Source organism: Kingella sp. SNUBH-2017 (assembly GCF_028680565.1).
GTDB classification, from domain to species: domain Bacteria; phylum Pseudomonadota; class Gammaproteobacteria; order Burkholderiales; family Neisseriaceae; genus Kingella_D; species Kingella_D pumchi.
The window spans coordinates 70093-95022 of the sequence record NZ_JAPHVK010000006.1 but is presented as its reverse complement, the minus strand read 5'-3'; the positions used below and the strand labels follow the sequence as shown (position 1 = coordinate 95022).

27 protein-coding genes are annotated in these 24930 nt (G+C 56.4%); 11 read left to right on the top strand and 16 right to left on the bottom strand.

The genetic code is table 11. The features are described from left to right. Window positions 1-40: 40 nt before the first annotated feature. Window positions 41-1756, bottom strand: a complete 1716-nt coding sequence (recJ, locus tag OP500_RS06365; RefSeq protein ID WP_274070510.1) for a single-stranded-DNA-specific exonuclease RecJ — start codon at window positions 1754-1756, stop codon at window positions 41-43. A 226-nt stretch (window positions 1757-1982) separates the two neighbouring features. Here recJ and galU point away from each other — a divergent pair, with 226 nt between their 5' ends. Continuing rightward, window positions 1983-2858 (top strand): UTP--glucose-1-phosphate uridylyltransferase GalU, encoded by an 876-nt coding sequence (gene galU, locus OP500_RS06360; protein WP_274070509.1) that lies wholly within the window; start codon window positions 1983-1985, stop codon window positions 2856-2858. Window positions 2859-3213: 355 nt separating this feature from the next. Continuing rightward, window positions 3214-4926, top strand: coding sequence for an AmpG family muropeptide MFS transporter (locus tag OP500_RS06355; protein WP_274070508.1), 1713 nt, complete (start codon window positions 3214-3216; stop codon window positions 4924-4926). 127 nt (window positions 4927-5053) lie between these two features. Here OP500_RS06355 and OP500_RS06350 read toward each other — a convergent pair whose 3' ends face one another. After that, on the bottom strand, window positions 5054-5221 hold the full coding sequence (locus tag OP500_RS06350; protein WP_407659236.1) for a hypothetical protein: 168 nt from the start codon (window positions 5219-5221) through the stop codon (window positions 5054-5056). A gap of 85 nt (window positions 5222-5306) precedes the next feature. On the opposite strand from OP500_RS06350, the gene OP500_RS06345 reads away from it, so the two are divergent. From OP500_RS06345 to purH, 5 genes are all read left to right on the top strand, one after another. Then, on the top strand, window positions 5307-5474 hold the full coding sequence (locus tag OP500_RS06345; RefSeq protein ID WP_238748479.1) for a hypothetical protein: 168 nt from the start codon (window positions 5307-5309) through the stop codon (window positions 5472-5474). Window positions 5475-5533: 59 nt separating this feature from the next. Continuing rightward, window positions 5534-6478: a thioredoxin-disulfide reductase gene (trxB, locus tag OP500_RS06340; protein WP_238748480.1), complete on the top strand. Its 945-nt coding sequence runs from the start codon at window positions 5534-5536 to the stop codon at window positions 6476-6478. Window positions 6479-6711: 233 nt separating this feature from the next. Continuing rightward, on the top strand, window positions 6712-6963 hold the full coding sequence (locus tag OP500_RS06335; RefSeq protein ID WP_238748481.1) for a helix-turn-helix domain-containing protein: 252 nt from the start codon (window positions 6712-6714) through the stop codon (window positions 6961-6963). A gap of 93 nt (window positions 6964-7056) precedes the next feature. Further along, on the top strand, window positions 7057-7935 hold the full coding sequence (locus OP500_RS06330) for a DMT family transporter (RefSeq protein WP_238748482.1): 879 nt from the start codon (window positions 7057-7059) through the stop codon (window positions 7933-7935). 83 nt (window positions 7936-8018) lie between these two features. Further along, complete coding sequence (purH, locus tag OP500_RS06325; RefSeq protein WP_238748483.1) at window positions 8019-9602, top strand: bifunctional phosphoribosylaminoimidazolecarboxamide formyltransferase/IMP cyclohydrolase; 1584 nt, start codon at window positions 8019-8021, stop codon at window positions 9600-9602. A gap of 137 nt (window positions 9603-9739) precedes the next feature. Here the strand turns inward: purH and OP500_RS06320 are convergent, their stop codons facing one another. Next, window positions 9740-10387: an RBBP9/YdeN family alpha/beta hydrolase gene (locus OP500_RS06320; RefSeq protein WP_274070507.1), complete on the bottom strand. Its 648-nt coding sequence runs from the start codon at window positions 10385-10387 to the stop codon at window positions 9740-9742. Between the two features lie 165 nt (window positions 10388-10552). Between OP500_RS06320 and OP500_RS06315 the strand changes: the two genes are divergently transcribed. The 3 genes from OP500_RS06315 (at window position 10553) to OP500_RS06305 (ending at window position 11970) form a co-directional block, all read left to right on the top strand. Then, window positions 10553-10900, top strand: coding sequence for a MerR family DNA-binding transcriptional regulator (locus OP500_RS06315; RefSeq protein WP_238748485.1), 348 nt, complete (start codon window positions 10553-10555; stop codon window positions 10898-10900). Window positions 10901-10995: 95 nt separating this feature from the next. Further along, entirely contained in the window at window positions 10996-11598 is a 603-nt protein-coding gene (locus tag OP500_RS06310) for an NADAR family protein (RefSeq protein WP_238748486.1), read from the top strand. A gap of 9 nt (window positions 11599-11607) precedes the next feature. Beyond that, window positions 11608-11970 (top strand): ester cyclase, encoded by a 363-nt coding sequence (locus tag OP500_RS06305; protein WP_274070506.1) that lies wholly within the window; start codon window positions 11608-11610, stop codon window positions 11968-11970. A 383-nt stretch (window positions 11971-12353) separates the two neighbouring features. Here OP500_RS06305 and OP500_RS06300 read toward each other — a convergent pair whose 3' ends face one another. From OP500_RS06300 to OP500_RS06280, 5 genes are all read right to left on the bottom strand, one after another. Beyond that, complete coding sequence (locus OP500_RS06300) at window positions 12354-12953, bottom strand: pilin (RefSeq protein WP_238748488.1); 600 nt, start codon at window positions 12951-12953, stop codon at window positions 12354-12356. Window positions 12954-13052: 99 nt separating this feature from the next. Beyond that, window positions 13053-13475, bottom strand: a complete 423-nt coding sequence (locus OP500_RS06295; RefSeq protein ID WP_238748489.1) for a carboxypeptidase-like regulatory domain-containing protein — start codon at window positions 13473-13475, stop codon at window positions 13053-13055. A gap of 80 nt (window positions 13476-13555) precedes the next feature. Next, the gene (gene leuB, locus OP500_RS06290) at window positions 13556-14626 is read right to left on the bottom strand and encodes a 3-isopropylmalate dehydrogenase (protein ID WP_238748490.1); all 1071 of its coding nucleotides are present in this window, start codon (window positions 14624-14626) and stop codon (window positions 13556-13558) included. A 69-nt stretch (window positions 14627-14695) separates the two neighbouring features. Next, window positions 14696-15568, bottom strand: a complete 873-nt coding sequence (locus OP500_RS06285; RefSeq protein WP_238748491.1) for a hypothetical protein — start codon at window positions 15566-15568, stop codon at window positions 14696-14698. Window positions 15569-15641: 73 nt separating this feature from the next. Then, window positions 15642-16094, bottom strand: coding sequence for a hypothetical protein (locus OP500_RS06280; protein WP_238748493.1), 453 nt, complete (start codon window positions 16092-16094; stop codon window positions 15642-15644). 157 nt (window positions 16095-16251) lie between these two features. On the opposite strand from OP500_RS06280, the gene aroA reads away from it, so the two are divergent. Then, complete coding sequence (gene aroA, locus OP500_RS06275; RefSeq protein WP_238748494.1) at window positions 16252-17538, top strand: 3-phosphoshikimate 1-carboxyvinyltransferase; 1287 nt, start codon at window positions 16252-16254, stop codon at window positions 17536-17538. 72 nt (window positions 17539-17610) lie between these two features. Here aroA and OP500_RS06270 read toward each other — a convergent pair whose 3' ends face one another. Genes OP500_RS06270 through pilM form a run of 8 tightly spaced genes read right to left on the bottom strand, consistent with a single transcriptional unit; the run spans window position 17611 to window position 24848 of the window. Next, window positions 17611-18102 (bottom strand): ProQ/FINO family protein, encoded by a 492-nt coding sequence (locus tag OP500_RS06270; RefSeq protein ID WP_238748495.1) that lies wholly within the window; start codon window positions 18100-18102, stop codon window positions 17611-17613. A 38-nt stretch (window positions 18103-18140) separates the two neighbouring features. Next, on the bottom strand, window positions 18141-19223 hold the full coding sequence (gene aroB / locus OP500_RS06265; protein WP_238748496.1) for a 3-dehydroquinate synthase: 1083 nt from the start codon (window positions 19221-19223) through the stop codon (window positions 18141-18143). 33 nt (window positions 19224-19256) lie between these two features. Next, window positions 19257-19781, bottom strand: coding sequence for a shikimate kinase (locus OP500_RS06260; RefSeq protein WP_238748497.1), 525 nt, complete (start codon window positions 19779-19781; stop codon window positions 19257-19259). 34 nt (window positions 19782-19815) lie between these two features. Then, window positions 19816-21882, bottom strand: coding sequence for a type IV pilus secretin PilQ (gene pilQ, locus OP500_RS06255; RefSeq protein ID WP_238748498.1), 2067 nt, complete (start codon window positions 21880-21882; stop codon window positions 19816-19818). Between the two features lie 36 nt (window positions 21883-21918). Then, entirely contained in the window at window positions 21919-22449 is a 531-nt protein-coding gene (locus OP500_RS06250; protein ID WP_238748499.1) for a pilus assembly protein PilP, read from the bottom strand. Between the two features lie 27 nt (window positions 22450-22476). Continuing rightward, window positions 22477-23100 (bottom strand): type 4a pilus biogenesis protein PilO, encoded by a 624-nt coding sequence (locus tag OP500_RS06245; protein WP_238748527.1) that lies wholly within the window; start codon window positions 23098-23100, stop codon window positions 22477-22479. Next, window positions 23100-23744: a PilN domain-containing protein gene (locus OP500_RS06240; protein WP_238748501.1), complete on the bottom strand. Its 645-nt coding sequence runs from the start codon at window positions 23742-23744 to the stop codon at window positions 23100-23102. Before OP500_RS06240 ends, OP500_RS06245 begins: the two co-directional genes overlap by 1 nt. Next, a complete protein-coding gene (gene pilM, locus OP500_RS06235) occupies window positions 23745-24848 on the bottom strand; it encodes a type IV pilus biogenesis protein PilM (RefSeq protein WP_238748503.1) in 1104 nt (367 codons plus the stop codon). It lies immediately after the preceding gene. Window positions 24849-24930: the final 82 nt, after the last annotated feature.

The following is a 24930-nucleotide window of genomic DNA, read 5'->3' as shown; positions in this document are numbered from 1 at the left end:
GCGGTTTGGCAACGGCAGGGGGTGGCGGGCGGGGCGGTTTTCAGGCTGCCTCTTCCCAATAATCAACGTAAAGCTGCAGCTCGGTATTGCCGCGCCATTCGTTTACCGTGGGACGGTAAACGGTGCGGATTTTCGGCGGCAGGCGCTCGCTGCAGCGCCAGAACATCGCCTCGAAGCTGCGGCCTTCTTTTTGCAGCCAGGCTTTCAGGTGGCGGCCTTCGCTGCCCATGCTCTGCTGGCGCAGCACTTCGAATTCGTCGCTGAAGCTGGGCGGCGGAAAGCCCTGCCCCCACACCTGCAGCGACAGTGTGCGCGCGTGCTCGAGCGTGATGTCGGCGGCTTTCAGGCTGCCGTCGGTGATAAAGGTTTGCGCCAGCGTTTCGGCTTCGACCACCGCGGCGGCGGCTTCTTCAAAGGCAGCCTGAAAGCGCGTGAAGTCGGCCTCGGCAATGCTCAGGCCGGCGGCCATGGCGTGGCCGCCGAATTTGATGATCAGCCCGGGATGGCGCTTGGACACGGCATCGAGAATGTCGCGCAGGTGCATGCCGGGAATCGAGCGGCCGGAGCCGCGCAATTCGCCGTTGTCGGCGGGGGCGAACACGATGGCGGGGCGGTAGAAGCGCTCTTTCAGGCGGCTGGCAACAATACCGACCACGCCCTGATGAAAGTCCTCGCGGTACACCGCCAGCGTGGTTTGGCTCGGCGGCAGGGTGTCGGGGCAGGCGGCCAGCGCGTTTTCCAGCATGCCCTGCTCGATTTCCTGGCGCACCTGGTTCAGGCTGTTGAGTTCGCCGGCGATTTCCTGCGCTTCTTCCAGGCTGCCGGCCAACAGGCAGGCGATGCCGACCGACATATCGTCGAGCCGGCCGGCGGCATTGATGCGCGGCGCCAGCGCAAAGCCCATATCGAAAGGCTGGGCTTTGGCCGGATCGCGGCGGGCGACTTCAAACAGCGCGCGCACGCCGTGGCTCATCAGGCCGCTGCGGATGCGCTTGAGCCCCTGCGACACCATGATGCGGTTGTTATGGTCCAGCGGCACCACGTCGGCCACCGTGCCCAGCGCCACCAGATCTAAAAGTTCGCCCAGATTCGGCTCTTTCAGGCTGCCTTGCGGGGCGAAACGGCCGCGCTCGCGCAATTCGGCGCGCAAGGCCATCAGCACGTAAAACATCACGCCGACGCCGGCCAGATTCTTGCTGGGAAAGGTGCAGCCGGGCTGGTTGGGATTGACGATCAGGCAGTCGGGCAGCGTGTCGCCGGGCAGGTGGTGGTCGGTAACGATCACGTCCAAGCCCAGCTCTTTGGCGCGCGCCACGCCGGCGACGCTGGCGATGCCGTTATCAACGGTCAAGAGCAGCTGCGCGCCGCGCCCTGCTGCCTGCTCGGCCAGCGCCGGCGTCAGGCCGTAGCCGTCGGTAAAGCGGTTGGGAACGATAAAATCGGTGCGCGCGCCCAGTGCCTGCAAGCCTTTGATGCCGACCGTGCAGGCGGTGGCGCCGTCGGCGTCGTAGTCGGCGGCAATCAGGATGCGCTCGCCGTTTTCCACCGCGTCGGCCAGGCGGCGGGCGGCGGCGGTGCAGTTGGTCAATTCGGAAAAGGGAATCAGGCTGCTTAGGCGGTCTTCGAGTTCGTGCTCGCCGCTGATCGGGCGGGCGGCAAACAGCCGCGCCAGCAGCGGATCGGCGCCGGCCGCTTGAAGGCGGCGCAGCAGTTCGGGATTGACGGGACGGGTTTGGATGGCTTTGCTGACAGGCATATTCGGGGCTGATGCGGCTTTCAGGCTGCCTGAAAAAGGCAGCCTGAAAGCGCGAAAATCGGAAAAACGGAATCGGCCGCCATTTTATCCTGTAAGTGCCCGCATCAGAAAGGGCGGCGGCAAAATAAAGCCGGCCGCCCGAACACGCCGCCGGCCGCTGGTGCGGGCTTTTGGGCTATAATCCGCGCCGTTTTGCCCCAGCACTTTTTTTGCCGAAAGATCCGCCATGAGCCATCCGAAAATCCGCAAAGCCGTTTTTCCCGTTGCCGGCATGGGCACGCGCTTTCTGCCCGCCACCAAAGCCAGCCCGAAAGAAATGCTGCCCATCGTCGATAAGCCGCTGATCCAGTATGCGGTGGAAGAAGCGGTGGCCGCCGGCTGCACCGAAATCGTGTTTGTAACCGGCCGCAGCAAGCGCAGCATTGAAGACCATTTCGACAAAGCCTACGAATTGGAAACCGAGCTGCAGCTGCGCCACAAGGAAAAGCTGCTCGACCAGGTGCAGAGCATTCTGCCTGCGGGCATCACCTGCATGTATATCCGCCAGGCCGAAGCGCTGGGGCTGGGACACGCGGTGCTGTGCGCGCAGGCGGCGGTGGGCAGCGAACCCTTTGCCGTGGTGCTGGCCGACGACTTAATCGACGCGTCGCGCGGCGCCTTGAGCCAGATGATCGAAATCTACAACCAAACCGGCAGCAGCGTGCTGGGCGTGGAAACCGTCGATCCGGCGCAAACCGCGTCCTACGGCATTATCGAAACCACGCCCTGGCAGTCTTGGCAGCGCATCGCCAGCATTGTGGAAAAACCAAAGCCCGAAGAAGCACCGTCGAATCTGGCGGTGGTCGGCCGCTACATTCTCACGCCGCGGATTTTCGAACTGCTGCACACCGTCGGCCGCGGCACCGGCGGCGAAATCCAGCTTACCGACGGCATCGCCAAACTTTTGGAATACGAGCCGGTGCTCGCGCACGCTTTTGACGGCACGCGCTATGACTGCGGCAGCAAAATCGGCTATCTCGAAGCCACGCTGGCTTTCGGTCTCAAGCACCCCGAAACCGGCGCCGCCTTTAAAGAACTGATCCGGCGCTACGCGGCAGCCTGAAAACGCCGCCCGCCGCGCCAAACCAAGCCCAAACAGGCAACCCAAACAGGCAAACGGTGCGCAGTGCGCACCCTACACCCCTTACCATCGCAAGATATTTTCAGGCAGCCTGAAACGCCGTAGGGTGCGCCCCGCGCACCGAATACACCCCCTTGCCGCCGCAAGATACTTTCAGGCAGCCTGAAACGCCGTAGGGTACGCACCGCGCACCGAATACGCCCAAACCCTACCATCTGCACCCGACACCAACTGCTATCATCGCCACATTCTTTCAGGCAGCCTGCGTAGCGAAGCTACACCCGCCCCGCCCTTTTCAGGCTGCCTTGCCCCGACCACGCATCCACACGCCCACGCCATGACCCAAGCCCGAACCCAAGCCGCCCCGCCCTCGCCCTATGCCGACAAACGCACGCTGACCATGCTGCTGTTGGGCTTTTCCGCCGGGCTGCCGATTATGCTGATTTTCTCCACGCTGTCGCTGTGGCTGTCGGAAGCGGGGGTGGAATTAAAGACCGTAACCATGTTCAGCTGGGCGGGGCTGGGCTATTCCTTCAAATTTATCTGGGCGCCGCTGGTGGACGCGCTGCCGCTGCCGCTGCTGTCGAAACTGCTCGGCCGCCGCCGCGCCTGGCTGCTGCTGAGCCAGCTGCTGCTGGTGGCGGCGATGCTGCTGATGGCCGCGTCCGACCCCGCCGGCGGCGCATTGGGCGCGATGGCCGCCGGCGCGGTGCTGCTGGGCTTCTCTTCCGCCACCCAAGACATCGCCATCGACGCCTGCCGCATCGAAATGGCGCCGGGTGACAGTGCCATGCAGTCGGCCATGTCCGCCACCTACACCGTCGGCTACCGCATCGGCATGATCTGCTCGGGCGCCGGCAGCCTGAAACTCGCTTCTTATCTCGGTTCGACCAAAGAACACTATCTCTACGGCGCCTGGCAACAGTCTTACTGGCTGATGGCGGCGCTGTCGCTGGTAGGCATCGCCACCACGCTGTGGATGCGCGAGCCGGCGGTCAACCAAACCGCCGCCGCGGGCAGCACCGCCGAAACGCAGCTTACCCGCCGCGCCGCCGCAGCCTTTGCCGCCGCCTGCGCCGCGGCAGCCGCCGTTTATTTCGCTCTGAGCACCGCTCTGAGTTTTGCCGGCCGCCACGAAGCCGCTATTGCCGGCGCGGCGGCAGCGGCGGCGATCGTGATGGCCGTTAGCGCCAAACGCGGCGGCGGCGGCAATACCGACGACAAACTGCGCCTGCTGCTGATGTTTGCCATCTGCATATCGCTGTTTGTGATGGTGTTCCGCGCCGTCGGCGCTGCCGGCAAGGATTTCTCGCCGCTCGCGCTCTTGGGCTGGGAATGCCTGCGCTTGGGCGCCGCGCTGGCCGCCGCTGCCGTTGCCGGCCGCCTGCTGGTGGCGCTGGGCGCGGTGCCGGCGCAGGCAGTCGCCGCCACTTGGATCGAACCCTTAACCGACTTTTTCCGCCGCTACGGCAAAAACGCGCTGCTGCTCTTGGCGCTGATCGGGCTGTACCGCATTTCCGATATCGTTGCCGGCGTGATTTCCAATGTGTTTTACAGCGACTTGGGCTATTCCAAAGACGATATCGCCAACGCGGTCAAAACCTTCGGCGTGGTGATGTCGATTGCCGGCGGCCTGCTCGGCGGCGTGATGGCGCAGCGTTTTGCGGTGATGAAAATGATGATGTTCGGCGCGGTGCTCGCCTCGCTGACCAATCTGTTGTTTGTGCTGCTGGCCAACTCCGGCCACGGCCTGCCGCTGCTGTATGCGGTGGTCGGCTTCGACAATCTGGCGGCGGGGCTGGCTTCTACGGTATTCGTTGCCTTTCTCTCGGCGCTGACCAATATCCGCTTCACCGCCGTGCAGTACGCGCTGTTTTCCTCGCTGATGACCCTGCTGCCCAAAACGCTGGGCGGCTATTCGGGCACCATCGTCGAGAAGGTCGGCTACGGCTACTTTTTCACCTTTACCGCCGCCATCGGCCTGCCGGTGCTGCTGCTGATCTGGCTGGCGCAAAAACGGCTGGCGGTGGGGCAGTCGCAGCCGGAGTGATGCGCCCGATCTGCTTTCAGGCTGCCTGAAAACTGCGTTTTGCGGATTTTCAGGCAGCCTGAAAGTTTGCACGCCAATAAAGCGAAACCCGAATCCCGGTATAAGTAACAAATTTACTGCTGAAAATTTATTTTTCAGAAAAATAATCCTGAATAAACTTTATCTTGTTAGCCTTACTCAGGCCGTGATGGCACTCCAAATACCGCTTTAATCCGGCAAATACGCCGTCAAGCAGATTGGTGGTGTTTGGGATGTCTAACTCGGGATGTTCCTCAAACACAAACAGATTACCCATGTTCCGTTTCAGGCTGAAATAGGCTTACAGAGATTCTTAGCACCTTTTTTGTTACTTATGCCCGACACTTATAAGAGTGTTGGAGATGAATTTGGAACTGTGCCGCAGCGCTTTACGCGGATTAGACCAGCCATTACTGCCGCTTGCCGATCCGGCTTTGCGCTGGGAAGTGATGGTGCAGGCGCAGCAGGAATATAAGAGCGAGAGTTTTAAATTTTTTATTTATATTTTATTGGGTAAGCACTTTTGTTGATAAACTGGGGGAATTCTTGTTTACAATGCCGCCGTTTTTCCCCGATTTAAGGAGCGTTCATGACCCAGCACCACCGCCTGATTATTCTCGGTTCCGGCCCTGCCGGTTATACCGCCGCCGTTTACGCCGCCCGCGCCAATCTGCAGCCCGCGCTGATTACCGGCCTGGCGCACGGCGGCCAGCTGATGAACACCACCGAAGTGGACAACTGGCCGGCCGATGCCGACGGCGTGCAGGGGCCGGATCTGATGGCGCGCTTTCTCGCCCACGCTGAGCGCTTCGGCACCGAGATGATTTACGACCACATCCACAGCGTTAATCTGCAGCAGCGCCCCTTCGTGCTGAAAGGCGATGCCGGCGAATACAGCTGCGATGCGCTGATTGTCGCCACCGGCGCTTCGGCCAAATATCTCGGCCTGCCTGCCGAAGAAGCGCTGGCCGGCCGCGGCGTATCGGCCTGCGCCACCTGCGACGGCTTTTTCTACAAAGGCCAAGACGTCGCCGTGGTCGGCGGCGGCAACAGCGCGGTGGAAGAAGCGCTGTATCTGGCCAATATCGCCGCCCACGTTACCCTGATCCACCGCCGCGACAGCTTCCGCGCCGAGAAAATCATGGTCGATAAACTGATGAAACGGGTGGCCGAAGGCAAAATCAGCCTGAAACTGAACGCCCAGATCGACGACATCCTGGCCGACGATGCCGGCGTGTGCGGCGTGCGCCTCAAAGGGGCGGACGGCAGCGAAGAAATTGCCGTCAAAGGCGTGTTTATCGCCATCGGCCACCAGCCGAACACCGATATTTTCAAAGGCCAGCTCGAAATGGACGAAGCGGGCTATCTGAAAACCCGCGGCGGCAGCGGCGACAACGTCGGCGCCACCAATATCGAAGGCGTATGGGCGGCGGGCGACGTCAAAGACCACACCTACCGTCAGGCGATCACCAGCGCCGCTTCCGGCTGCCAGGCCGCCCTGGATGCCGAACGCTGGCTCGACAGCCAAAACTGATGGTGTTTGCCCCCGCAGGCAGCCTGAAAACCTTTCAGGCTGCCTGTTTTTGCGCCCGAAGAAGCTGTTGCGCAAGATCTGATTGGCCGCACGGCAAGGCGCAAAACGCCGGCAATCGCGGCAAGCCGCGCGCCCAAGATGCGCTATCGGCGGCACAAACCGGCGCTAAGAGATGCACGGACGGCGGAAACAGGCTAGAATACGGCCTTAACAAAACCCAACACAGTTTGACAATGCAAAAAGTTCCCGACATCGGCGAGTGCATCGAGAAAAACCTCGCCCAGTATTTCCGCGACCTGCACGGCGCCGAAGCCGGCGGCGTGTACGATATGGTGCTTATGCGCGTGGAAAAACCGATGATCGCCTACGTGATGGCGCAGTGCAAAGGCAACCAGAGCAAGGCCGCACAGGTGCTCGGGCTCAACCGCAATACCCTGCGCAAAAAACTCGCCCTGCACGGCTTTCTCGACACCCCGTCTTCCTAATCCCGTTTTCCGTTCCGTCCGCCGCCCGCGCCGCCTCCGGCTTCGGGCGCTGCGTTTTCAGGCAGCCTGAAACGCCTTTTCCCGCCGCCGCCCATGTTCTACCAAATCACCGCCCTGTTTATCTGGAGCAGCGCCTTTGTCGCCGCCAAATACACCTACGGCATGATGGATGCCGTGATGATGGTGCAGATGCGGCTGGTCATTTCCGCGCTGGTGGTGCTGCCGGTATGCCGCCGCTATCTGGGGCGCATCCCGCGCCAAAGCTGGCGGCCGCTGGTTCTGCTCTCGTTTCTCAACTATATCGGCGTGCTGATGTTTCAGTTTGTCGGCCTCAAATACACTTCCGCCGCCAGCGCCATCACCGTTGTCGGCCTTGAGCCGCTGATTACCGCCTTTATCGGCCACTTCTTTTTCCGCGACCCCGCCCGCTGGTACCACTGGCTGTGCGGCCTGCTCGCCTTTGCCGGCGTCGGCCTGATGATTGCCGGAGGCAGCGAAGGCGGCGGCGACATCACCTGGTACGGCTGCCTGTTGGTGCTGCTGGGCGGCGCGGTGTTCTGCGCCACCCTGCGCCCCACCCGCAAACTGATCGACGACATCGGAGCACCCGCCTACACCTCGGTATCGCTGGCGCTCGCCGCCCTGCTGTGCCTGCCCTTCACCCTGCTGCTGGCGCAGGACTACGCCATCCGCTGGAGCGGCAGCGGCACCCTCGCCCTGCTGTATCTGGGCATCGGCGCCGGCTGGTTTGCCTACCTGCTGTGGAACCGCGGCATGAAGCAGGTGTCCGCCAACACCTCCGGCCTGCTGCTGCCGCTGGAGCCGGTATTCGGCGTGATTTTGGCGGTGCTGCTCTTGGGCGAACAGATTTCCGCCCTGTCGTGGAGCGGCGTGCTGCTGGTGATGCTTTCCACCGCCGCCGCCATCCTGCTGTCCGAAATGGCCAAACGCAAACGCACCAAAGCAGCCTGAAAACCATAAAACCGGCTTTCAGGCTGCTTTTGCCAAACCCTGATTTAACCCGATTTAATCCAACCCCACCCCAAAGGAAACCCATGTCCACCGCAAAAATCCAACGCGCCCTGATTAGTCTGTCCGACAAAAACGGCGCAGTCGAATTTGCCCGCGCCCTGCACGAAGCGGGCGTAGAAATCCTCTCCACCGGCGGCACCGCCGCGCTTTTGGCCGATGCGGGCATCCCCGTTATCGAAGTGGCCGACTACACCGGCTTCCCCGAAATGCTCGACGGCCGCGTGAAAACGCTGCACCCGAAAATCCACGGCGGCATTCTCGGACGGCGCGACTTGGCCGAACACACTGCAAAAATGGCCGAACACGGCATCGGCAACATCGATTTGGTGGCGGTAAACCTCTACCCCTTTGCCGCCACCATCGCCAAACCCGGCTGCACGCTCGAAGACGCGATTGAAAACATCGACATCGGCGGCCCCACTATGGTGCGCTCGGCGGCGAAAAACTGGAAACACGTCGCCATCGTTACCGACAACGCCGACTTTGCCGCCGTGATTGCCGAATTGAAAGATTCAGACGGCCTCAGCGACAAAACCCGTTTCAACCTCGCCCGCAAAGCGTTCAGCCACACCGCCCAATACGACGGCATGATTTCCAATTATCTGACTTCGCTGTCAGACGACAAACTCGCAGGCGAGCCCGAAATCGGCGAGTTTCCGCAGCAGTTCAACCAAAGCTGGCTTAAGGTGCAGGAAATGCGCTACGGCGAAAACCCGCACCAGCGCGCCGCGTTCTACCGCGACGTTTATCCGTTTTCAGGCAGCCTGTCGAACTACACCCAGCTTCAAGGCAAAGAGTTGTCCTACAACAACATCGCCGATGCCGATGCCGCGTGGGAAGCCGTCAAATCCTTTGACGCGCCCGCCTGCGTGATTGTGAAACACGCCAACCCCTGCGGCGTGGCCGTGGCCGACAACACGCTGACCGCCTACCGCCTGGCCTACGCCACCGACACCACCAGCGCATTCGGCGGCATCATCGCGTTTAACCGCGAAGTCGATGGCGAAACGGTGAAACAGATTACCGACAATCAGTTTATGGAAGTGTTGATGGCGCCCAAGTTCACCGCCGAAGCGCTGGAAATCGCCGCCGCCAAGAAAAACGTGCGCGTGCTGGAAGTGCCGATTGACAGCGGCGCCAACCGCTTCGAGCTCAAGCGCGTCGGCGGCGGCCTGTTGGTGCAAACGCCCGACATCCACCGCATCCGCCGCGAAGATTTGAAAGTCGTGTCCAAACGCCAACCCACCGAGCAGGAATGGCACGATTTGCTCTTCGTGTGGAACGTAGCCAAATATGTGAAATCCAACGCCATCGTGTTCGGCAAAGGCGGCCAAACCTACGGCATCGGTGCCGGCCAGATGAGCCGCGTGGATTCCACCCGCATTGCCGCCCGCAAAGCGCAAGACGCAGGCTTGGATTTAAACGGCGCGTGCGCGGCATCGGACGCCTTCTTCCCCTTCCGCGACGGCGTGGACGTGATCGCCGCGCAGGGCATTAAAGCCGTTATCCACCCCGCAGGCTCGGTGCGCGATGAAGAAGTGTTCACCGCCGCCGACGAACACGGCATGGCAATGGTGGTAACCGGCGTGCGCCATTTCCGCCATTAAACGCCCCGTCCAATGGCTTTCAGGCTGCCTTGTTAAACGACAAGGCAGCCTGAAAACGCAATCAGCCGTCTGAAAGCAGCCTGAAAACATGGCTGCTGAAATCGGTGCGAATGGAAAAACCGGCAGCGGCAAAAGTTTCAGGCTGCCATTTGTTCCAATGCCCGCAGCACCGGCGGCAGTTCGCTAAAGCCCTCGCGGTCGAGAAAATGGCCGCCGTTGGGGATAATGTGCAGGCGGCCGTCGAGCACTGCGGCCAGGCGGCGGGTGTTGTCGGGCGGCACGATGCTGTCGTTGTCGGCGGTAAACAGCTCGATATGCGGGCTCATGCGGCGGATAGCGGCAAAGTCGATATGGCAGCGGGCAACGTAGGCATCGACGTCAAAACCGTTGATTTCAGGCAGCGTCGGAATCGGCGCGCCAAAGGCGGACACCAGCACCAAGCCGCCGATACGTGGCGGATTGGCGGCGCTCAGATAGTGCAGCAGCGAAACCGTGCCCAGGCTGTGGGCAACGAAAAAATCGCGCGCGCCTGGCCGGCCGACATACTGCGCCAGCGTCTGCTGCCAGCGCGTAAAATCGGGCGCCTCGCTGTCGGGCAGCGGCACGGAAACGGCGCAGATGCCCTGTTTCCTTAATTGGGCGTGCAGCCACGGAAACCAGTGGTTTTCGGGCGTGGCGCCGTAGCCGTGGATAATGTAAACGGTTTTTTCAGGCTGCCCTGCCGTGCCCGCACAAGCGGCCAGTACGCCTGCCGCCGCAGCGGCGCAGAATTGTCGTCGGTTCATGTTTTGCCCCCGTGGGAAAAAAATGCCAGCATAGAGGCTGACACGCTGTCAGAGTCAAGAGCGGTGGCGCTTGCAACTCGGCTTATCCGGTGCCAATGGCGGCATAAAGATTGGGCGGCGCAAAATCCGCCGGCACCTTGAACAGCAAAATATGGAAAACAAAAAATGAAAATCGGCGATTTTTCGCAAAGCAGCGGCGTGAGCGTGCGGATGCTGCGCTTTTACGAAACGGCGGGCGTGATTGCGCCGCAGCGCACGGCGGCGGGCTACCGCGAATACGATGCGGCAGACGCGGCCTTTGTGCGCAAAGCGGCCATGCTCAACCGCGCAGGCGTGCCGCTCAAAGACCTTGCCCTAATGCGCGACTGCCTGCGCGACGAGCCGCAAGACTTCTGCCCCGAACTGCGCGGCCGCCTGCATGCCGTGCGGGAGAAGCTGGCGGCGCAGATTGCCGATTTGCAGCAGTCCGAACGGCTGTTGGCCGAACTGCTCTCGGCAGGAAACGGGCAGTAAACACAAAAAGCAGCCTGTAGCGAAGTGAAGTTGCGAAGCTAAAACGCGTTCGCCAGTTTTTGCAAAAGCAAAACCCAATCCCCCGAGTAACAACCATGACCCCCATCTACGATCTCCCCGCCCTGCAAGCCGCCTTCAAGCGCAAAGCCAAGCTCAAATACGTCTTCTTCTGGGGGCACACCCCCAAGCAACAAGGCATCGCCGACAAAGCCGTGTTCAGCCAATGGTATCCCGCCGCGTTTGAAGTAGACGGCGAACGCTACGCCACCGCCGAACACTACATGATGGCGGAAAAAGCCCGCCTGTTCGGCGCAGACGGTATCCGCCGCCAAATCCTGCAAGCAGGCAGCCCCAAGCAAGCCAAAGCACTCGGGCGGCAAATTGTCGGCTTTAAAGATGAAGTTTGGAACGCGCACCGCTTTGACATCGTTTGCCGCGCCAATTTTGCCAAATTTTCCCAACACGCCGATCTAAAAGCCTTTTTGTTGCAAACAGGCAATCGCATCTTGGTAGAAGCCAGCCCTGTGGACAGCATCTGGGGCATCGGCTTGGCGCAAGACGACCCGCACGCCGAAAATCCGTTGCAATGGCAAGGCTTAAACCTGCTGGGCTTCGCGCTGATGAAAGTGCGCGACCAAATGCAGGCAGCCTGCAACACACCGGCATCAAAACCCATATTGCCAAACTTTCTTTATTAGGAGACAAAAATGACCGACGCACACAAAATCTACACCGCATGGACACAGATGTGGAACGGCCATCTCGATATTGCCGACGAACTGTTGTCGCCCCATTTCAAAGCGCACCTGACCGCCGACTCCACCCCGCCGCCCGCGCCCGTTACCGACATCGCCAGCGCGAAGGCTTGGATTGCCACCATCCGCGCCAAAGCCGATTTGCATTACGAACTCGTGCTCGGCCCATTTTGCGACGGCGACATGATTTCCGCCTATTGGCGCGTTACCGCCACGCTCGGCGGCAAAACTGCCGTCAAAGTCGGCACGGATTTCCTGAAAATCCAAGACGGCAAAATCACCGACTGCTGGACGATGAACAACAACGCCGCATAAAGCGAAGCCTGATGGGTTTCAGGCAGCCTGAAACCATGTTCAGGCTGCCTTCCAAACATCAAAAGCAGTCCGCAGGGCGCGCACCAACCGCCATAGTGGATTAAAAGTGTTACGGCGGCTTTTGCGCTGGAAAGCGACATCTGCCGCGTTGCAAATCCTCGCAAGGTGTCCAACCTTGCTGCGGTTTGCGCCTTGCATCTGTCGCTTTCCAGCGCAAAATTCGCTTCGTAAACCAAATGCAAACAGACCCTAAACCTTCTGGGCTTCGCGCTGATGAAAGTGCGCGACCAAATGCAGGCAGCCTGAAAAGGAAATCGGCAAAAAAGCAGCCTAAAACCGTAAAACCAACTTTCAGGCTGCTTTGCCTGAGATGATGTTTGGTTTCAACGGGGGAAATAGCGGCACTCGGGCGCCGCTTTGGCGATAAAGGGGAAATCGGGCGTGATGCAGTTCCAGCCGAAGATAGCGCCGCTGGGAACATCCACATCGGGAATCAGGCTGACGCTGCCTTTGAGCCCGTCCGCGGCAAAATGCAGCACGATGCGGCCACCGGCACTGATTTCGGCTTTGGCCACTGCCGGCGGCGGTGTCAGGCCGTCGATGGCCAGCTCGCCGATATCGGCAGGCAGGCGGCCGTGTTCGGCAAGAAACACCGCTATCTCGGTGCGCAGCACATGGGAAAAGCCGATGCCATCGCGCAGCTGCTGCTGTTGGCGCAACTGCTCCACGCTTGCCTGCGCGTCTGCCGGTGCCGGCGCTGATACGGCGGCAGACGCGGTACTTTGGCTGCTCTGCGGCGGGTCGGATGCTTCGCGCGCCAGCGGCGGCACAGCGCTCTGTTGCTGCACCTGCTGTTCGATTTCGGCGATGTGCGAGCGTTCTTGTTCGGGCAGCACAAACAGGAAATAGCCCGCCTGTCCGATAACCAGAACGGCCAGCACGGCGATAATCCATGTTTTAACGGGGGTTTGCTGTCGGGGCATGGCGGTACTCCGATAAGGTTTGGGGGGTATGAAACAGGAAAACTGCACGGCGCAGCTGCCAGGCTAAAGCCTTTACGGCAGGGCTTTCAGGCTGCCTGCCTAACGCGGCAGCCTGTGCAGACGGACGCTAAAGTCCTGCGTAAAGGTGCGGGCAGCCGGCACGTCGATGGCGGTGCGGCTTTCCGCATAACGCTTGGGGTCGCAGGCCACGATCAAGGTTTGCCGCCCGGACGGGACGGCGGCATCGAACGTTCCGTCTGCGCCGCTGACGATGGCGTATTCCTTATCGTCGCCGTCGATGCGGATCAGGCAGCCTGAAAGCGGGGCGCCGTTTTCGTCCAGCACCCGCCCCAGCAAGGTGCTGCCCTGCGGCGCGGTTTGGGGCGTTTGGCTGCTGCTGACGGCCGATGCCGCCGTTGCGCCCGAGTGCTCCGAGCCGGCCGTCCCGCCGGAGCAGGAAGCCGCCAGCGCGGCCGCGCCGGATACGGCGGCGGCCAGGATGGTCTGTTGCCAGCTTGTCATTTGTGCGCTCCTTTCGGTCTCAAACGGTTTTCAGGCTGCCTGAAAGCCGTTTTTTGCTTTTCAGGCAGCCTGAAATAGTGTTACAGCGCCGCAAGCACCGCGTCGCCCATTTCGGAGCAGGAAGCGAGCGTGCAGCCTGCTTCAAAAATATCGGCGGTGCGGATGCCCTGCTGCAAGACTTTTTGCACGGCGTTTTCGACTTGGCGGGCGCGGGTTTCGTCGTTCAGGCTGTAGCGCAGCAGCATGGCCAGCGACAAAATGGTCGCCAGCGGGTTGGCTTTGTCTTGCCCCGCGATGTCGGGCGCGGAGCCGTGCGAAGGCTCGTACAGGCCTTTACCGCTTTCGTTGAGCGAAGCCGAGGGCAGCATGCCGATGGAGCCGGTGAGCATGGAGGCCTGGTCGCTCAAAATGTCGCCGAAGATGTTGCCGGTGGCAATCACGTCAAACTGCTTGGGCGCGCGCACCAGCTGCATGGCGGCGTTGTCCACATACATATGGGTGAGCGTTACGTCGGGATAATCTTTGGCAACGTCATTGAAAATTTCTTTCCACAATTCAGTGGTTTCCAATACATTGGCTTTATCGACTGAGCAGAGTTTTTTGCCGCGTTTTTGCGCCGCTTCAAAGGCGATTTTGGCGATGCGGCGGATTTCGCTCTCGCTGTATTTCATGGTGTTGTAGCCTTCGCGCTCGCCGTTTTCCAGCGTGCGGATGCCGCGCGGTTCGCCGAAATAAATGTCGCCGGTGAGCTCGCGCACGATGAGGATGTCCAAACCGGCCACCACTTCGGGCTTGAGCGTGGAAGCGTCGGCCAGCTCTTTGTACAACACGGCAGGGCGCAGGTTGGCAAACAGATTCAGGTCTTTGCGAATCGCCAGCAGGCCGCGCTCGGGGCGCAGGGGGCGATCGAGCGTGTCGTACTGCGGACCGCCGACGGCGCCGAGCAGCACGGCATCGGCGGCGCGGCACAGCTTTTGCGTAAACTCGGGATAGGGGTGGCCGTATTCGTCGTAGGCCGCGCCGCCGAGCGGGGCGTATCGGTAGGCGGCGTCCAAGCCGCCGGCAATCAGCTTGTCGAGTACGCGCACGGCTTGGGCGGTGATTTCGGGGCCGATGCCGTCGCCGGGCAGGATGGCGATTTGGTGGGTCATTTGGTTCTCCTTCGGTTGGTTGAAAACAGACAACAGGCAGCCTGAAAGGGTTTCAGGCTGCCTTAATGCTTAATGGGGCAGGACTTCGTCGAGCAGAGTGATTTCGCCGTCTTTCCTGCGGTAAAAATATTGCGACACCCGATAGGGCGAGCGCTCGGCAATCTCTGCCGCCGCTTCGCGCATCAGCGCCAGCGCAGCGGCATCGTCGGCGGCACAGGCCAAAACGGCATCGCGGGTGGGCACGGCAAAAGCGCAGTCGTCGGCAAACGGCAAACCGGCGCTCTCCAGCAGTTCGCGCAGATAAAGCAGCAGCGTGGCTTCGTAGTTGCCGTCCAGCGAAAACAGCACCAAAGAGCTGCCGTCAAAGCTTTTCAAACCGACTTTATCGCCGGCGTAGGCAAGAAAATTCTGCTCGGCAAGCGCGTGCACGTCGTTAAGGTCGAGCGCTTGGTCTACAAAATCGTTGCGGGTGAAATAGCGCATGCTGTTATCCATATCCAGCACGTAAGTGAGCACCAGATCGCCGGCCAGCGGCATGAAAACCAAAACATTTTCGATATCGCCATCCGGATAGGCCTGCCGCATCTGCTCGCGGCTTTGCGCCACCCATTCGGTATTTTTGATCACGGGAAAAAGATGGGCGCTCACGTCTTCCAATTCATCGGCGCCACGCGCTTCCAGCAGGCTGGCAAAAGTTCCGGCAACGATGCCGTCCAAATCGTCCGGATTTTGGCAGTAGAGCGCATAAAAATTGCCCAGATAAGTGGCATGCGAGCCACCGTTGCCGTCGCTAAGGCGCATAACTGTATTGTCAATGCTGTCGCCCCAGTCGATATCGGCCGGCTGACCCAGCTGTCCGGCGGCGTAGTCGGCGTAATGGCTGACGAAATCCTGCCACGCCATCGGTTTTTTACCGCCGAATATTTTGTTGAAAAAAGACATAATCGCCCTTTCCATCAAGGTAAAACGGTTGCTGAAGTTTTTTCAGGCTGCCTGAAAGCAGCCTGAAAAACGATTACAGCTCGGTGCAGAGAATATTGCGCTCGGCACACAGGATGCTGTTGCCCTGCTCTTCGCGGCAGGCGGATTTGGCGGCGGCGCGGGCGGCGTCTTGGCTGCGATTGCGCGCTTCGTAGCGCTGGCCCTGCACATACACGCCGCATTCAAACAAACCGCTGCCTTGTTTCAGCACCGGCGCGGCGGCGGGAGTGCGCGGCGTTTGCGCTTGGGCGGCAGGGGCTTCGACTGCTTTTTCAGGCTGCCGGTAAACCGGCTGCGGTGCGGCGGCGGGAGCGGGGGCAGCGGCGGGAGTGCGCGGGGCGGCAATGCCCTGCTGTTTTTCCAGCACGCTGATACGCTGTTTCAATTCTTGGATTTCGGCTTCCAAGCGGCTGATGCGGTCGTTGCCGGCGGCGGATGCGGAAGCGGCGGCAGCGGCCAGCAGGGCGGTCAGAATCAGTTTTTTCATCGTTTGTCTTTCGTGGTAGTGCGGGGAAAACGGCGCGCCTGCTCGGCGCAGCGGCTACTGCGGATTATATACGAATGCCGCGGCCTGGATAGCGCGCAAAACGCCGCAAAACGCCTCTTCGCTATATAATCGCCGCTTTTTGCAGAAAGCGATCGCCATGACCGATTTCATCCGCCTTGAAGCCCGCCGCATCGGCGCGGCCGCCGTTACCATGCCTGGCTCGAAAAGCATCAGCAACCGCACCCTGCTGCTGGCGGCGCTGAGCGACAACGATTGCGAAATCCGCTCGCTGCTGAAGTCCGACGATACCGACCGCATGCTCGATGCGCTGCGGGCTTTGGGCGTCAAACTGGAAACCCTGCCTTCAGGCAGCCTGAAAGTTTACGGCGGCGGCGGGCGTTTTGCCGTGCGCGAGGCGGATTTGTTTCTCGGCAATGCGGGCACCGCCTTTCGCCCGCTAACCGCCGTTTTGGCGCTGCTGGGCGGCCGCTACCGCCTGCACGGGGTGGAGCGGATGCACGAGCGGCCGATCGGCGATTTGGTCGATGCCCTGCGCTCGGCCGGTGCGCAAATCAACTATCAGGGCAAGGAAGGCTATCCGCCGCTCTTGATTGGCGAGCGGCAGGATCAGGGCAAACGCAGCCTGAAAATCAAAGGCAGCGTCTCCAGCCAGTTTCTGACTGCGCTTTTGATGGCGCTGCCGCTGACCGGCGAGGCGTTTGAGATTGAAGTGGAGGGCGTGCTGATTTCCCGCCCCTATATCGACATCACGCTGAATCTGATGGCCAAATTCGGCGTGCAGGTGGCAAACGAAGATTACCGCCGTTTCAGGCTGCCTGCCGCCGCCCGCTACTGCGCGCCGCAGGTGGTGCAGGTGGAAGGAGACGCTTCGAGCGCATCCTACTTCCTGGCCGCCGGCCTGCTCGGCGGCGAAGCGGTGCGGGTAAACGGCGTGGGCAAAAATTCGATTCAGGGCGACGCGGCCTTTGCACTTGAGTTGGAAAAAATCGGCGCCCAAGTGCGGTGGGGCGAGGACTTTATCGAAGTGTCGCGTCCGGCAGGCCAGACCGTGCGGGCTTTCGATATCGATGCCAACCATATTCCCGATGCGGCGATGACGCTGGCGGTGGTGGCGCTGGCGGCCGACGGCAGCAGCACGCTGCGCAATATCGCTTCGTGGCGGGTGAAGGAAACCGACCGCATTGCCGCCATGGCGGCGGAATTGCGCAAACTCGGCGCAACGGTGGAAGAAGGGGCGGACTTTATCCGCATCACGCCGCCGGCCAAGCTGAATGCCGACGCGCTGATCGCCACCTACGACGACCACCGTATGGCCATGTGCTTCTCGCTGGTCAGCCTACTCGGCGTGCCGGTGCGGATCCTCGATCCGAAATGTACCGACAAAACCTTTCCCGGCTATTTTGACGTGTTCAACAGCCTGTAAGCTGCCTGAAAAACAAAACGGCCGCCGGTTGCTTCCGGCGGCCGTTTGTTTTGCATTTCGTCTTGCCTGCGTTTATTCGGCGCCCTGCTCTGCTTGGGCGCTCTCCGCGGCGGGAGCGGTTTCGACGGCTGCGGCGTTTTCAGGCTGCCCTTGAGTTTCAGGCTGCCCTGCGGCCTGCTGCTGGCGGCGCTGTTCGCGTTTTTCCTGCTGTTTTTCCAAACTTTCGCGGATACCGGGATGCGTCAGCGCATGCTGCTGCTCTTCGGGCGTGATTTCGCCCTGCGGGCGGTTGGCCAAATTGAAGCGCTTGCCGCCTTTGGCCACCGCCAGCAGGTATTTGGGACGGCGGCAGTGGTTGGACAGGGCGCGGACAATCAGGGCGGGATCAAACTGCGGCAAGGCCTGCTGCAATTCTTGCTCGATGCCCAGTGCCAGCGGTTTGAAACGCTTGAAAACATCGTATTTGCCGTAGATATGGTCGGCAATCATTTTGGTCTGCTTGGTTTTGCTCATGGACTGCATGGCGCTTTTCAAAGCGTTGCCCAATGCGGTTTCGTTGCTCATGGTACTTCCTTGGTTCGGGTTTGCGGGTTTGGCCGGCATCAGGCCGGCAGAAATTCTTTCAGGCTGCTTTCCAGCAGGGCTTCGTCGTCGATATTGGTAATAACGGCCTGCCCCAGGCGCTCAAGCGTGATAAAGCGCATGCGGCCGTTTTGCACTTTTTTGTCGTGGCGGATATGGGAGAGCCAGCGCTCGAAAGCGAATACCGGCGGACGGTCGGGTAGGCCGGCCAGTCTGAACAGGGCCGCCACCCGTTCGGTATCTTCTGCTTTCAGGCTGCCTAAACGCTCGGACAAACAGCAGGCGGCAACGGTACCGGCAGCCACGGCTTCGCCATGCAGCCACACGCCGTAGCCCATCTCGGCTTCGATGGCATGGCCGAAAGTGTGCCCCAAATTCAAAAGCGCCCGCCTGCCCTGCTCGGTTTCATCTTCGGCAACAATGTCGGCCTTCATCTGGCAGCAATGGGCAACGGCCTGCGCCAGCAGTTCTTTATCGCGCTGCATCAGAGCGGGCATATGGGCTTCCAGCCACACCAAAAACTGCTCGTCGCCCAATAAGGCGTATTTGATCACTTCTGCCATGCCGGCGGAAAACTCGCGCGGCGGTAAAGTATCAAGCACATCCAAATCGGCGATGACCAGCTGCGGCTGGTAAAAAGCGCCGATCATGTTTTTGCCTAAGGGGTGGTTGATGGCCGTTTTACCGCCCACCGAAGAATCGACCTGGCTCAGCAAAGTGGTCGGAATCTGGATAAAGGGCATGCCGCGCTGGTAGGTGGCGGCGGCGAAACCGGAAATATCACCCACCACGCCGCCGCCCAGCGCAATCAGCGTGGTCGAGCGTTCGGCATGATGCTCCAGCAGTTCGTCATAAATCTGGTTGAGCGACTGGTGGTTTTTGTATTGTTCGCCATCGGGCAAAATAATTGAAAAAAATTCAACTCCCGCCTGCTCCAGCATATTTTCGACGGTTCTGAGATACAGCTTAGCCACCGTGGTATTGGTAACAATTGCTGCTTTCTTGCCAAGATGCGGACGGATAATGTCGGAATCTTGAATCATCCGCCTGGCAATGCGGATGGGATAAGAATGTGATGATGTAGCGACAACAACGGTTTTCATGGTGATATAAAAAGAGAACTAACTGGAAAATACTTAGCGGATGGCTTCCATTATTTGCTGCAGTGCCTGCGCATGGTTGCGCTGTCCGGCTTCGATAACAAAATCTGCCGTTTCGCGGTACAAACTATCACGCTGCGCATAAAGGGCATTTAATTTTTCCAGGGGGTTTTCCACCTGCAGCAAAGGGCGGTTTTTATCATAGCGGACACGCTCGAATAATACTTCAGGCTGCGTATGCAGATAGATTACCGTGCCATTCCTTTTTAAACATTGCCGGTTTTCTTCTCTTAGCACACTGCCACCGCCAGTAGCCAAAACGATTTTGGATAAGGCACACAAATCTCGGATAACTGCAGCTTCACGCATACGAAAACCATCTTCTCCCTCAAGCTCGAAGATGGTTGGTATCGAAACGCCGGTGCGCTCGCAAATTACGGCATCGCTGTCATAAAAAGTATAGTCCAGTTGCTCTGCCAATTGCCGACCCAAAGTGGTCTTTCCTGCTCCCATCAATCCGATGAGAAAAAAATTGCCTGCTATGTTTTCCATAGCAGGCATTTTAACCTATCAAATAAGGTTACAGTCAGTTTTTTTAGTAGCGCAATACGCTGGTTTCGCCACCCATAATACGCGGGGTAATGAAGAACAGCAGCTCGTTACGCTCATGCTTGCGACCGCGTGATTTGAACAGATTACCCAATACCGGCAGGTCACCCAATACCGGAACTTTTCTTACGGTATTAGCAAAAGTTTCCTGATAAACACCACCTACTACCAAGGTACCGCCATCTTCAATCATGGCTTGGGTTTTCACCTGCTTGGTAGAAAGAGCCGGTTCACCATCAATATTGGTGTAGTTGGCAGCAATGTCATCTTTGTTAATTGTAATATCCAAGATTACTTTGCTGTCCGGAGTAATGCGCGGAGTAACTTTCAGACTTAATACGGCATCTTTAAAGTCTGTTTTATAAGCACCGCTACCATCTCTGGTCTGATAAGGAATTTGGAAACCTTGTTTGATTTCAGCTTCTTTACGGTCTTGAGTCAGAACACGCGGATTAGAAATCACTTTAGTGCGGTTCTCAGTTTCCAAAGCAGAAATTTCCAAGCCCAGCGCACCTGAAGAGAATGCACGAACTAGAGCAATGGAATTCACTGCGGCAGTTGCCGGCAAGTTCACGTTAGGTCCAGCCAAAACGCTACCTTGACCAATCGTATCACTCAAAGAAGAGCCGAAAGAGGTACGACCACGCGAGCCATTAACACCAAATTTAACACCCAAATCACGAGATACACCATCGGCAGCTTCAACGATACGAGCCTCAACCATAACCTGCTTAGCAGGAACATCCAACTCCGCAATTAAACGTTGAAACTTTTCAATTACCAACTGGTTGTCAGTAATAATCAAAGTATTGGTTGAAGGATCAAGTAGAGCACTACCTCTCTCGCTCAAAATTGTATTTTGCGTATTAGTAGATGAGTTATTATCTTCAATTTTCAGAATTTTCTTAAACTCATCAACATTTTTATATTTCAACTGAAAACTCTGAGTGATTAAAGGTCGCAATTTCTCCAATTTTTGCTGTGCAGCCAAGGCATCTTCTGTTTTCTTATCAATCTCTTCATTTGGTAACACATTGATGATATTACCATGCTGGCTTTTACCCAAATTACGCGCATCGAGAACCAAATCCAAAGCCTGATCCCAAGGTACATCACGCAAAGACAGCGTAATTTTACCCTGAACTGTATCACTGGCTACGATATTCATACCGGACTCTTTTGCCAAAATTTGCAATACAGTACGTACATCTACATTTTGGAAGTCAAGGGAAATACGCTTACCTTTATAGGATTTAGCAGCTTTTCGACCAATCTGAGCGGTAGTAACATTACGCACAGGAGTAATCTGCACCACGTTACGACCATTTGATTGGGTAATCTTATGCTCCCAATTCCCCTGGTTACGGATAGTAATCTGGGTATCGTTACCCAGACGTTTAACATTTACATCACGAACCGGGGTAGAAAAGTCCGTTACATCAAAAGTCCTTTGATCCTTAGCAGCCAAAGGATAATTTTTCAAAGTAATAACCAAGCGGTCATTCTGTACCTTTACTTTAGGCTGACCGGGATATCCAGATGAATATTCCACGATACCAGAATTATTGCTTCCTTTTTTGAAGTCAATATTTACAGCAGAGCTGTTACCAGTATAAACCGGCTCAGACTGCTGGGCAGGAGCAGCTGCTCTGTTGACTGCAGTATTGGTTACGGGAGCCTCATTAACATAAATCCAAACTTCATTCCCTTTCACTTGGGCATTATATTGTCCGTCTTGTGAAAGAGTAAGCAGAACCCGAGCATTGCCGTTTCCTTGAGCCGCAGCCAATTGGCGCAGGAAAGTATCGTTAAACGATTGTGAAGGCTGAGCCAATTGGATGCCTGTAGCAGGGAAATCCAACGCAATACGAGAAGGGTTACTGGTAACAAATCCTGTAGGCTCAACAGCACCGCTATCAAATTTAACCTTAATGACTCGTTGCTGGTTCGGCAGCACAGAGGCATTGATACCAACAATATTACCTGCATTTGATACTTGGAACATCACTCCTAAAGCAGCAGCAGACAACAATTTAATTGCATTCGTTTTCATAATTATTCAACCCTAACTTTATCAAATTTAAACTTCTTACTTGGTAGCTTGGTTACTACTTTGTGCATCACCCGTACTCAGCAGTAACTCAGCTGGACGGTTTACCCAATTACCAAATGTATCCTCGACGACCTCGACAATATCGATTTTATCAGGCGTGATTCTAGAAACTCTGCCAAAATTTTGTCCGAGATGCTTACCTGGGGTTACCGTATAAACATGCCCATCAACTTCTATCAAAGCAGACAATGATCTGGCAGTGCCGATAGACCCCACATACTTAAGGTTTTCCAAGCTGTAGTTTTCAAGCAGCTCTTTAGGTCGATTTAAATCTGGCGCATTACTATTTTGGTAAGCTGCCTTCATCCTCTGCACAGAGTACGCATTCGGGCCAGAGAATTGCGGAGGGAAATATGTAACACGCTCTACTGGCGCAACTGGCTCTGGAGGACGAATTTTAGATTTTGCCTCTTGTCTGGTCTGCTGCATCCATGAATTTAAATCATCGTGCTCACCCGAACAAGCAGACAATATAAACAAAGATGCCAATAACAATCTGACTTTCATTATGTTTCCTATCTTACTTGATCAAATTTATTGAACGGATGATGCAGCCACACCACTAGCAACATCAGAGGCGGTCTCAGAAACATCCAATGCCTTATAAGTGTTTGCTAAAGCATAGAAAGACAACTTTCCTTTGTTCTTTTCATCATTACTACTCAAAGTAATATTAGACAAAGTAACAATCCTAGAAACATGTCCTACGTCTCGTGCAAATTGAGCGATCTGGTCGTAGCTACCAGTTACCGAAATAGAAAATGGCAGTCTTTGGATTGGTCCATCAGTATCAGGAGCCTGCGGCGTAACCTTATCCATTACCAAACCATTCTTAGACGCAGCCTGATGTAACTCCTGAATCAGATTGGGCACTTCTGCATTTGTCGGCAATTGTTTCAACAATACCGCAATTGCTTTTTCCAACTCTTCCAGCTCTATTTTCAGGTTATCCAGATTAGCAGCTTTTAGGGCTTTAGTTTCATACTCTTGCCGCAATTCAACTTCTTTGGCACTAGCAGTCTGATATTCTTCCCACTGATCTTTAAATACAACCAAATAACCCAGCACAAGCAAAACGACTATTAAAACAAGAGCAAATAAAATTTGGGTTGGTTTATTTTGCAAATGCAATCTATTGATATCAAAACCTTTACTCATCATTGACCCCCTACTGTTGATGCTTCAGCTGCAGACGCAGGACTCGAAGCGGGCAAAGTCGCCTGATCATTATTACTTCTAATAATCTGATTCTCAACTAAAACAGACTTCAAAGTGAATTTCTGTCCATCATCGCTTTTCTCAATTCCAACCAATTCCGGCTGTTCAAAAACACCAGTACTAGGCAGTGCATTCATAAACATGGCAACTTTATTATCGCTTATTGCCTTTCCGATCAGAATATATTCTTTGCTTAACTGACCGTTATTGCTGTCGCCACCTTTCAATTCCGTTAGATAAGCACCATCGGGAACCAATTGGTTTACGCTGTCAATAATACGCGCACCCTCAAACCGCTTATTGTCTAATTCCTCAACCTTTTGCTTACGCTGAAGGAAATTATTCTTGATTTCGGTTAGCCTATTAATTTCCTCGATTTCTTTATCTAAGGCTTGGATACCGGTTGTTAAGGTCTCGTTCCGATTGTTTTGATCGGAGATCATGGCAGTAAGCCCCAAGTAAACTAAGACACAAAGAGCCACACCTATGATGCCGGCCAAAACCATAAGGCTTTGAAATTGTTTCTTCTGTTTCTGCTCCTTCAGCTCTCTATACGGAAGCAGATTAATTTCAATCAGTTTCATTTATACCAACCCCCTCAACGCCAAACCAAATGCTTTTGTTAGTGAATTTTCATCGCTAGCAAATTGGGCACCATCTTTAATTTTGCTTATTGCAAATGAAATCGGAGCAATCTGCTGAGTCATTACGCCTGTTTGGGCATATACCGATTCAGTTAGACCTGACTGCGGAATACATCCGCTACCACTAATGAAAATCTGTTTTATGACCTCAGACTGGCCAACATTTCGCGTTGCAAAGAAGAACTGCATGGTACGTTGCACTTCTTGAGCAATTTGCATATTAAAGTTATCCATTACGGAAACTTGATAATCTGCAGGACGATTTCTACCGGACAGAGCCATATTTAACGCTTCAGACTCACTTACCTGATAAGTCCGTTGAATCAGTTGCAAAAGCTGTTCCAAACCAAAGTTCATTTCATGTTTATAAAGAATTTGGCCATTCTCCATAATCAAGGCTTTGGTGTTAACGTCACCTACGTCAAACAATGCAATTCTTTCATGAGCAAACTCTCCGGAATCAATAGAGTCTGCATAAGAAAAAGCATTAGCGATTGCAAACAGATCCACATCGACGTTAATAGCTGTCAGACCAATTTCATCCAGCAAATCGGAATAACGGTTCACATCATCCGTTTTGGCAGCCACCATCAATACGCTCTGCTCACCACTTCGGCCGTCTTGCGAAAGAACCTGCCAGTCGTAATTCATCTCATCCAAAGCGCCAATACGGGAAACCTCAGCTTCAATCAGATTCTGTAAAGAGATATCGCCGTCATTCGGATTAAAACGGATACCTTCATCAATAGTAACCGCGCCTGCGGGTAAAGCTAAGTTAACCCGCTTACAGCTCGTTTTCAACTTGTTGTAACATTGTTGCAAGTGAGCGACAAGCTGATCAAAATCAACTATCTCGTTACCGCTGACAACATTTGCCGGCAACCGCACAATCGCATACTTATCCACTTGGGCTTGTCCTGCTCCCTTACCCGAGAGCTGCACCATCCTAACGGCTCCCTGATCGATGTCCAAGCCGATAACAGTACGACCAGACAAGCTGGATGTATTGTTACTGCTTGTATTTTTTGATTTTTTCATACGCATGATTTTAAATCCTTACCGCTTGCTAAAACATTTATAATAGCTGGCTGAAATTCCCGTCTAATCCGGAATAACAAAACACATG

What these genes read in the sequence shown, in the direction of transcription:
- recJ (WP_274070510.1), bottom strand. Translation starts at nt 1,756, where the DNA reads ATGCCTGTCAGCAAAGCCATCCAAACCCGTCCCGTCAATCCCGAACTG.
- galU (WP_274070509.1), top strand. Translation starts at nt 1,983, where the DNA reads ATGAGCCATCCGAAAATCCGCAAAGCCGTTTTTCCCGTTGCCGGCATG.
- OP500_RS06355 (WP_274070508.1), top strand. Translation starts at nt 3,214, where the DNA reads ATGACCCAAGCCCGAACCCAAGCCGCCCCGCCCTCGCCCTATGCCGAC.
- OP500_RS06350 (WP_407659236.1), bottom strand. Translation starts at nt 5,221, where the DNA reads ATGGGTAATCTGTTTGTGTTTGAGGAACATCCCGAGTTAGACATCCCA.
- OP500_RS06345 (WP_238748479.1), top strand. Translation starts at nt 5,307, where the DNA reads ATGAATTTGGAACTGTGCCGCAGCGCTTTACGCGGATTAGACCAGCCA.
- trxB (WP_238748480.1), top strand. Translation starts at nt 5,534, where the DNA reads ATGACCCAGCACCACCGCCTGATTATTCTCGGTTCCGGCCCTGCCGGT.
- OP500_RS06335 (WP_238748481.1), top strand. Translation starts at nt 6,712, where the DNA reads ATGCAAAAAGTTCCCGACATCGGCGAGTGCATCGAGAAAAACCTCGCC.
- OP500_RS06330 (WP_238748482.1), top strand. Translation starts at nt 7,057, where the DNA reads ATGTTCTACCAAATCACCGCCCTGTTTATCTGGAGCAGCGCCTTTGTC.
- purH (WP_238748483.1), top strand. Translation starts at nt 8,019, where the DNA reads ATGTCCACCGCAAAAATCCAACGCGCCCTGATTAGTCTGTCCGACAAA.
- OP500_RS06320 (WP_274070507.1), bottom strand. Translation starts at nt 10,387, where the DNA reads ATGAACCGACGACAATTCTGCGCCGCTGCGGCGGCAGGCGTACTGGCC.
- OP500_RS06315 (WP_238748485.1), top strand. Translation starts at nt 10,553, where the DNA reads ATGAAAATCGGCGATTTTTCGCAAAGCAGCGGCGTGAGCGTGCGGATG.
- OP500_RS06310 (WP_238748486.1), top strand. Translation starts at nt 10,996, where the DNA reads ATGACCCCCATCTACGATCTCCCCGCCCTGCAAGCCGCCTTCAAGCGC.
- OP500_RS06305 (WP_274070506.1), top strand. Translation starts at nt 11,608, where the DNA reads ATGACCGACGCACACAAAATCTACACCGCATGGACACAGATGTGGAAC.
- OP500_RS06300 (WP_238748488.1), bottom strand. Translation starts at nt 12,953, where the DNA reads ATGCCCCGACAGCAAACCCCCGTTAAAACATGGATTATCGCCGTGCTG.
- OP500_RS06295 (WP_238748489.1), bottom strand. Translation starts at nt 13,475, where the DNA reads ATGACAAGCTGGCAACAGACCATCCTGGCCGCCGCCGTATCCGGCGCG.
- leuB (WP_238748490.1), bottom strand. Translation starts at nt 14,626, where the DNA reads ATGACCCACCAAATCGCCATCCTGCCCGGCGACGGCATCGGCCCCGAA.
- OP500_RS06285 (WP_238748491.1), bottom strand. Translation starts at nt 15,568, where the DNA reads ATGTCTTTTTTCAACAAAATATTCGGCGGTAAAAAACCGATGGCGTGG.
- OP500_RS06280 (WP_238748493.1), bottom strand. Translation starts at nt 16,094, where the DNA reads ATGAAAAAACTGATTCTGACCGCCCTGCTGGCCGCTGCCGCCGCTTCC.
- aroA (WP_238748494.1), top strand. Translation starts at nt 16,252, where the DNA reads ATGACCGATTTCATCCGCCTTGAAGCCCGCCGCATCGGCGCGGCCGCC.
- OP500_RS06270 (WP_238748495.1), bottom strand. Translation starts at nt 18,102, where the DNA reads ATGAGCAACGAAACCGCATTGGGCAACGCTTTGAAAAGCGCCATGCAG.
- aroB (WP_238748496.1), bottom strand. Translation starts at nt 19,223, where the DNA reads ATGAAAACCGTTGTTGTCGCTACATCATCACATTCTTATCCCATCCGC.
- OP500_RS06260 (WP_238748497.1), bottom strand. Translation starts at nt 19,781, where the DNA reads ATGCCTGCTATGGAAAACATAGCAGGCAATTTTTTTCTCATCGGATTG.
- pilQ (WP_238748498.1), bottom strand. Translation starts at nt 21,882, where the DNA reads ATGAAAACGAATGCAATTAAATTGTTGTCTGCTGCTGCTTTAGGAGTG.
- OP500_RS06250 (WP_238748499.1), bottom strand. Translation starts at nt 22,449, where the DNA reads ATGAAAGTCAGATTGTTATTGGCATCTTTGTTTATATTGTCTGCTTGT.
- OP500_RS06245 (WP_238748527.1), bottom strand. Translation starts at nt 23,100, where the DNA reads ATGAGTAAAGGTTTTGATATCAATAGATTGCATTTGCAAAATAAACCA.
- OP500_RS06240 (WP_238748501.1), bottom strand. Translation starts at nt 23,744, where the DNA reads ATGAAACTGATTGAAATTAATCTGCTTCCGTATAGAGAGCTGAAGGAG.
- pilM (WP_238748503.1), bottom strand. Translation starts at nt 24,848, where the DNA reads ATGCGTATGAAAAAATCAAAAAATACAAGCAGTAACAATACATCCAGC.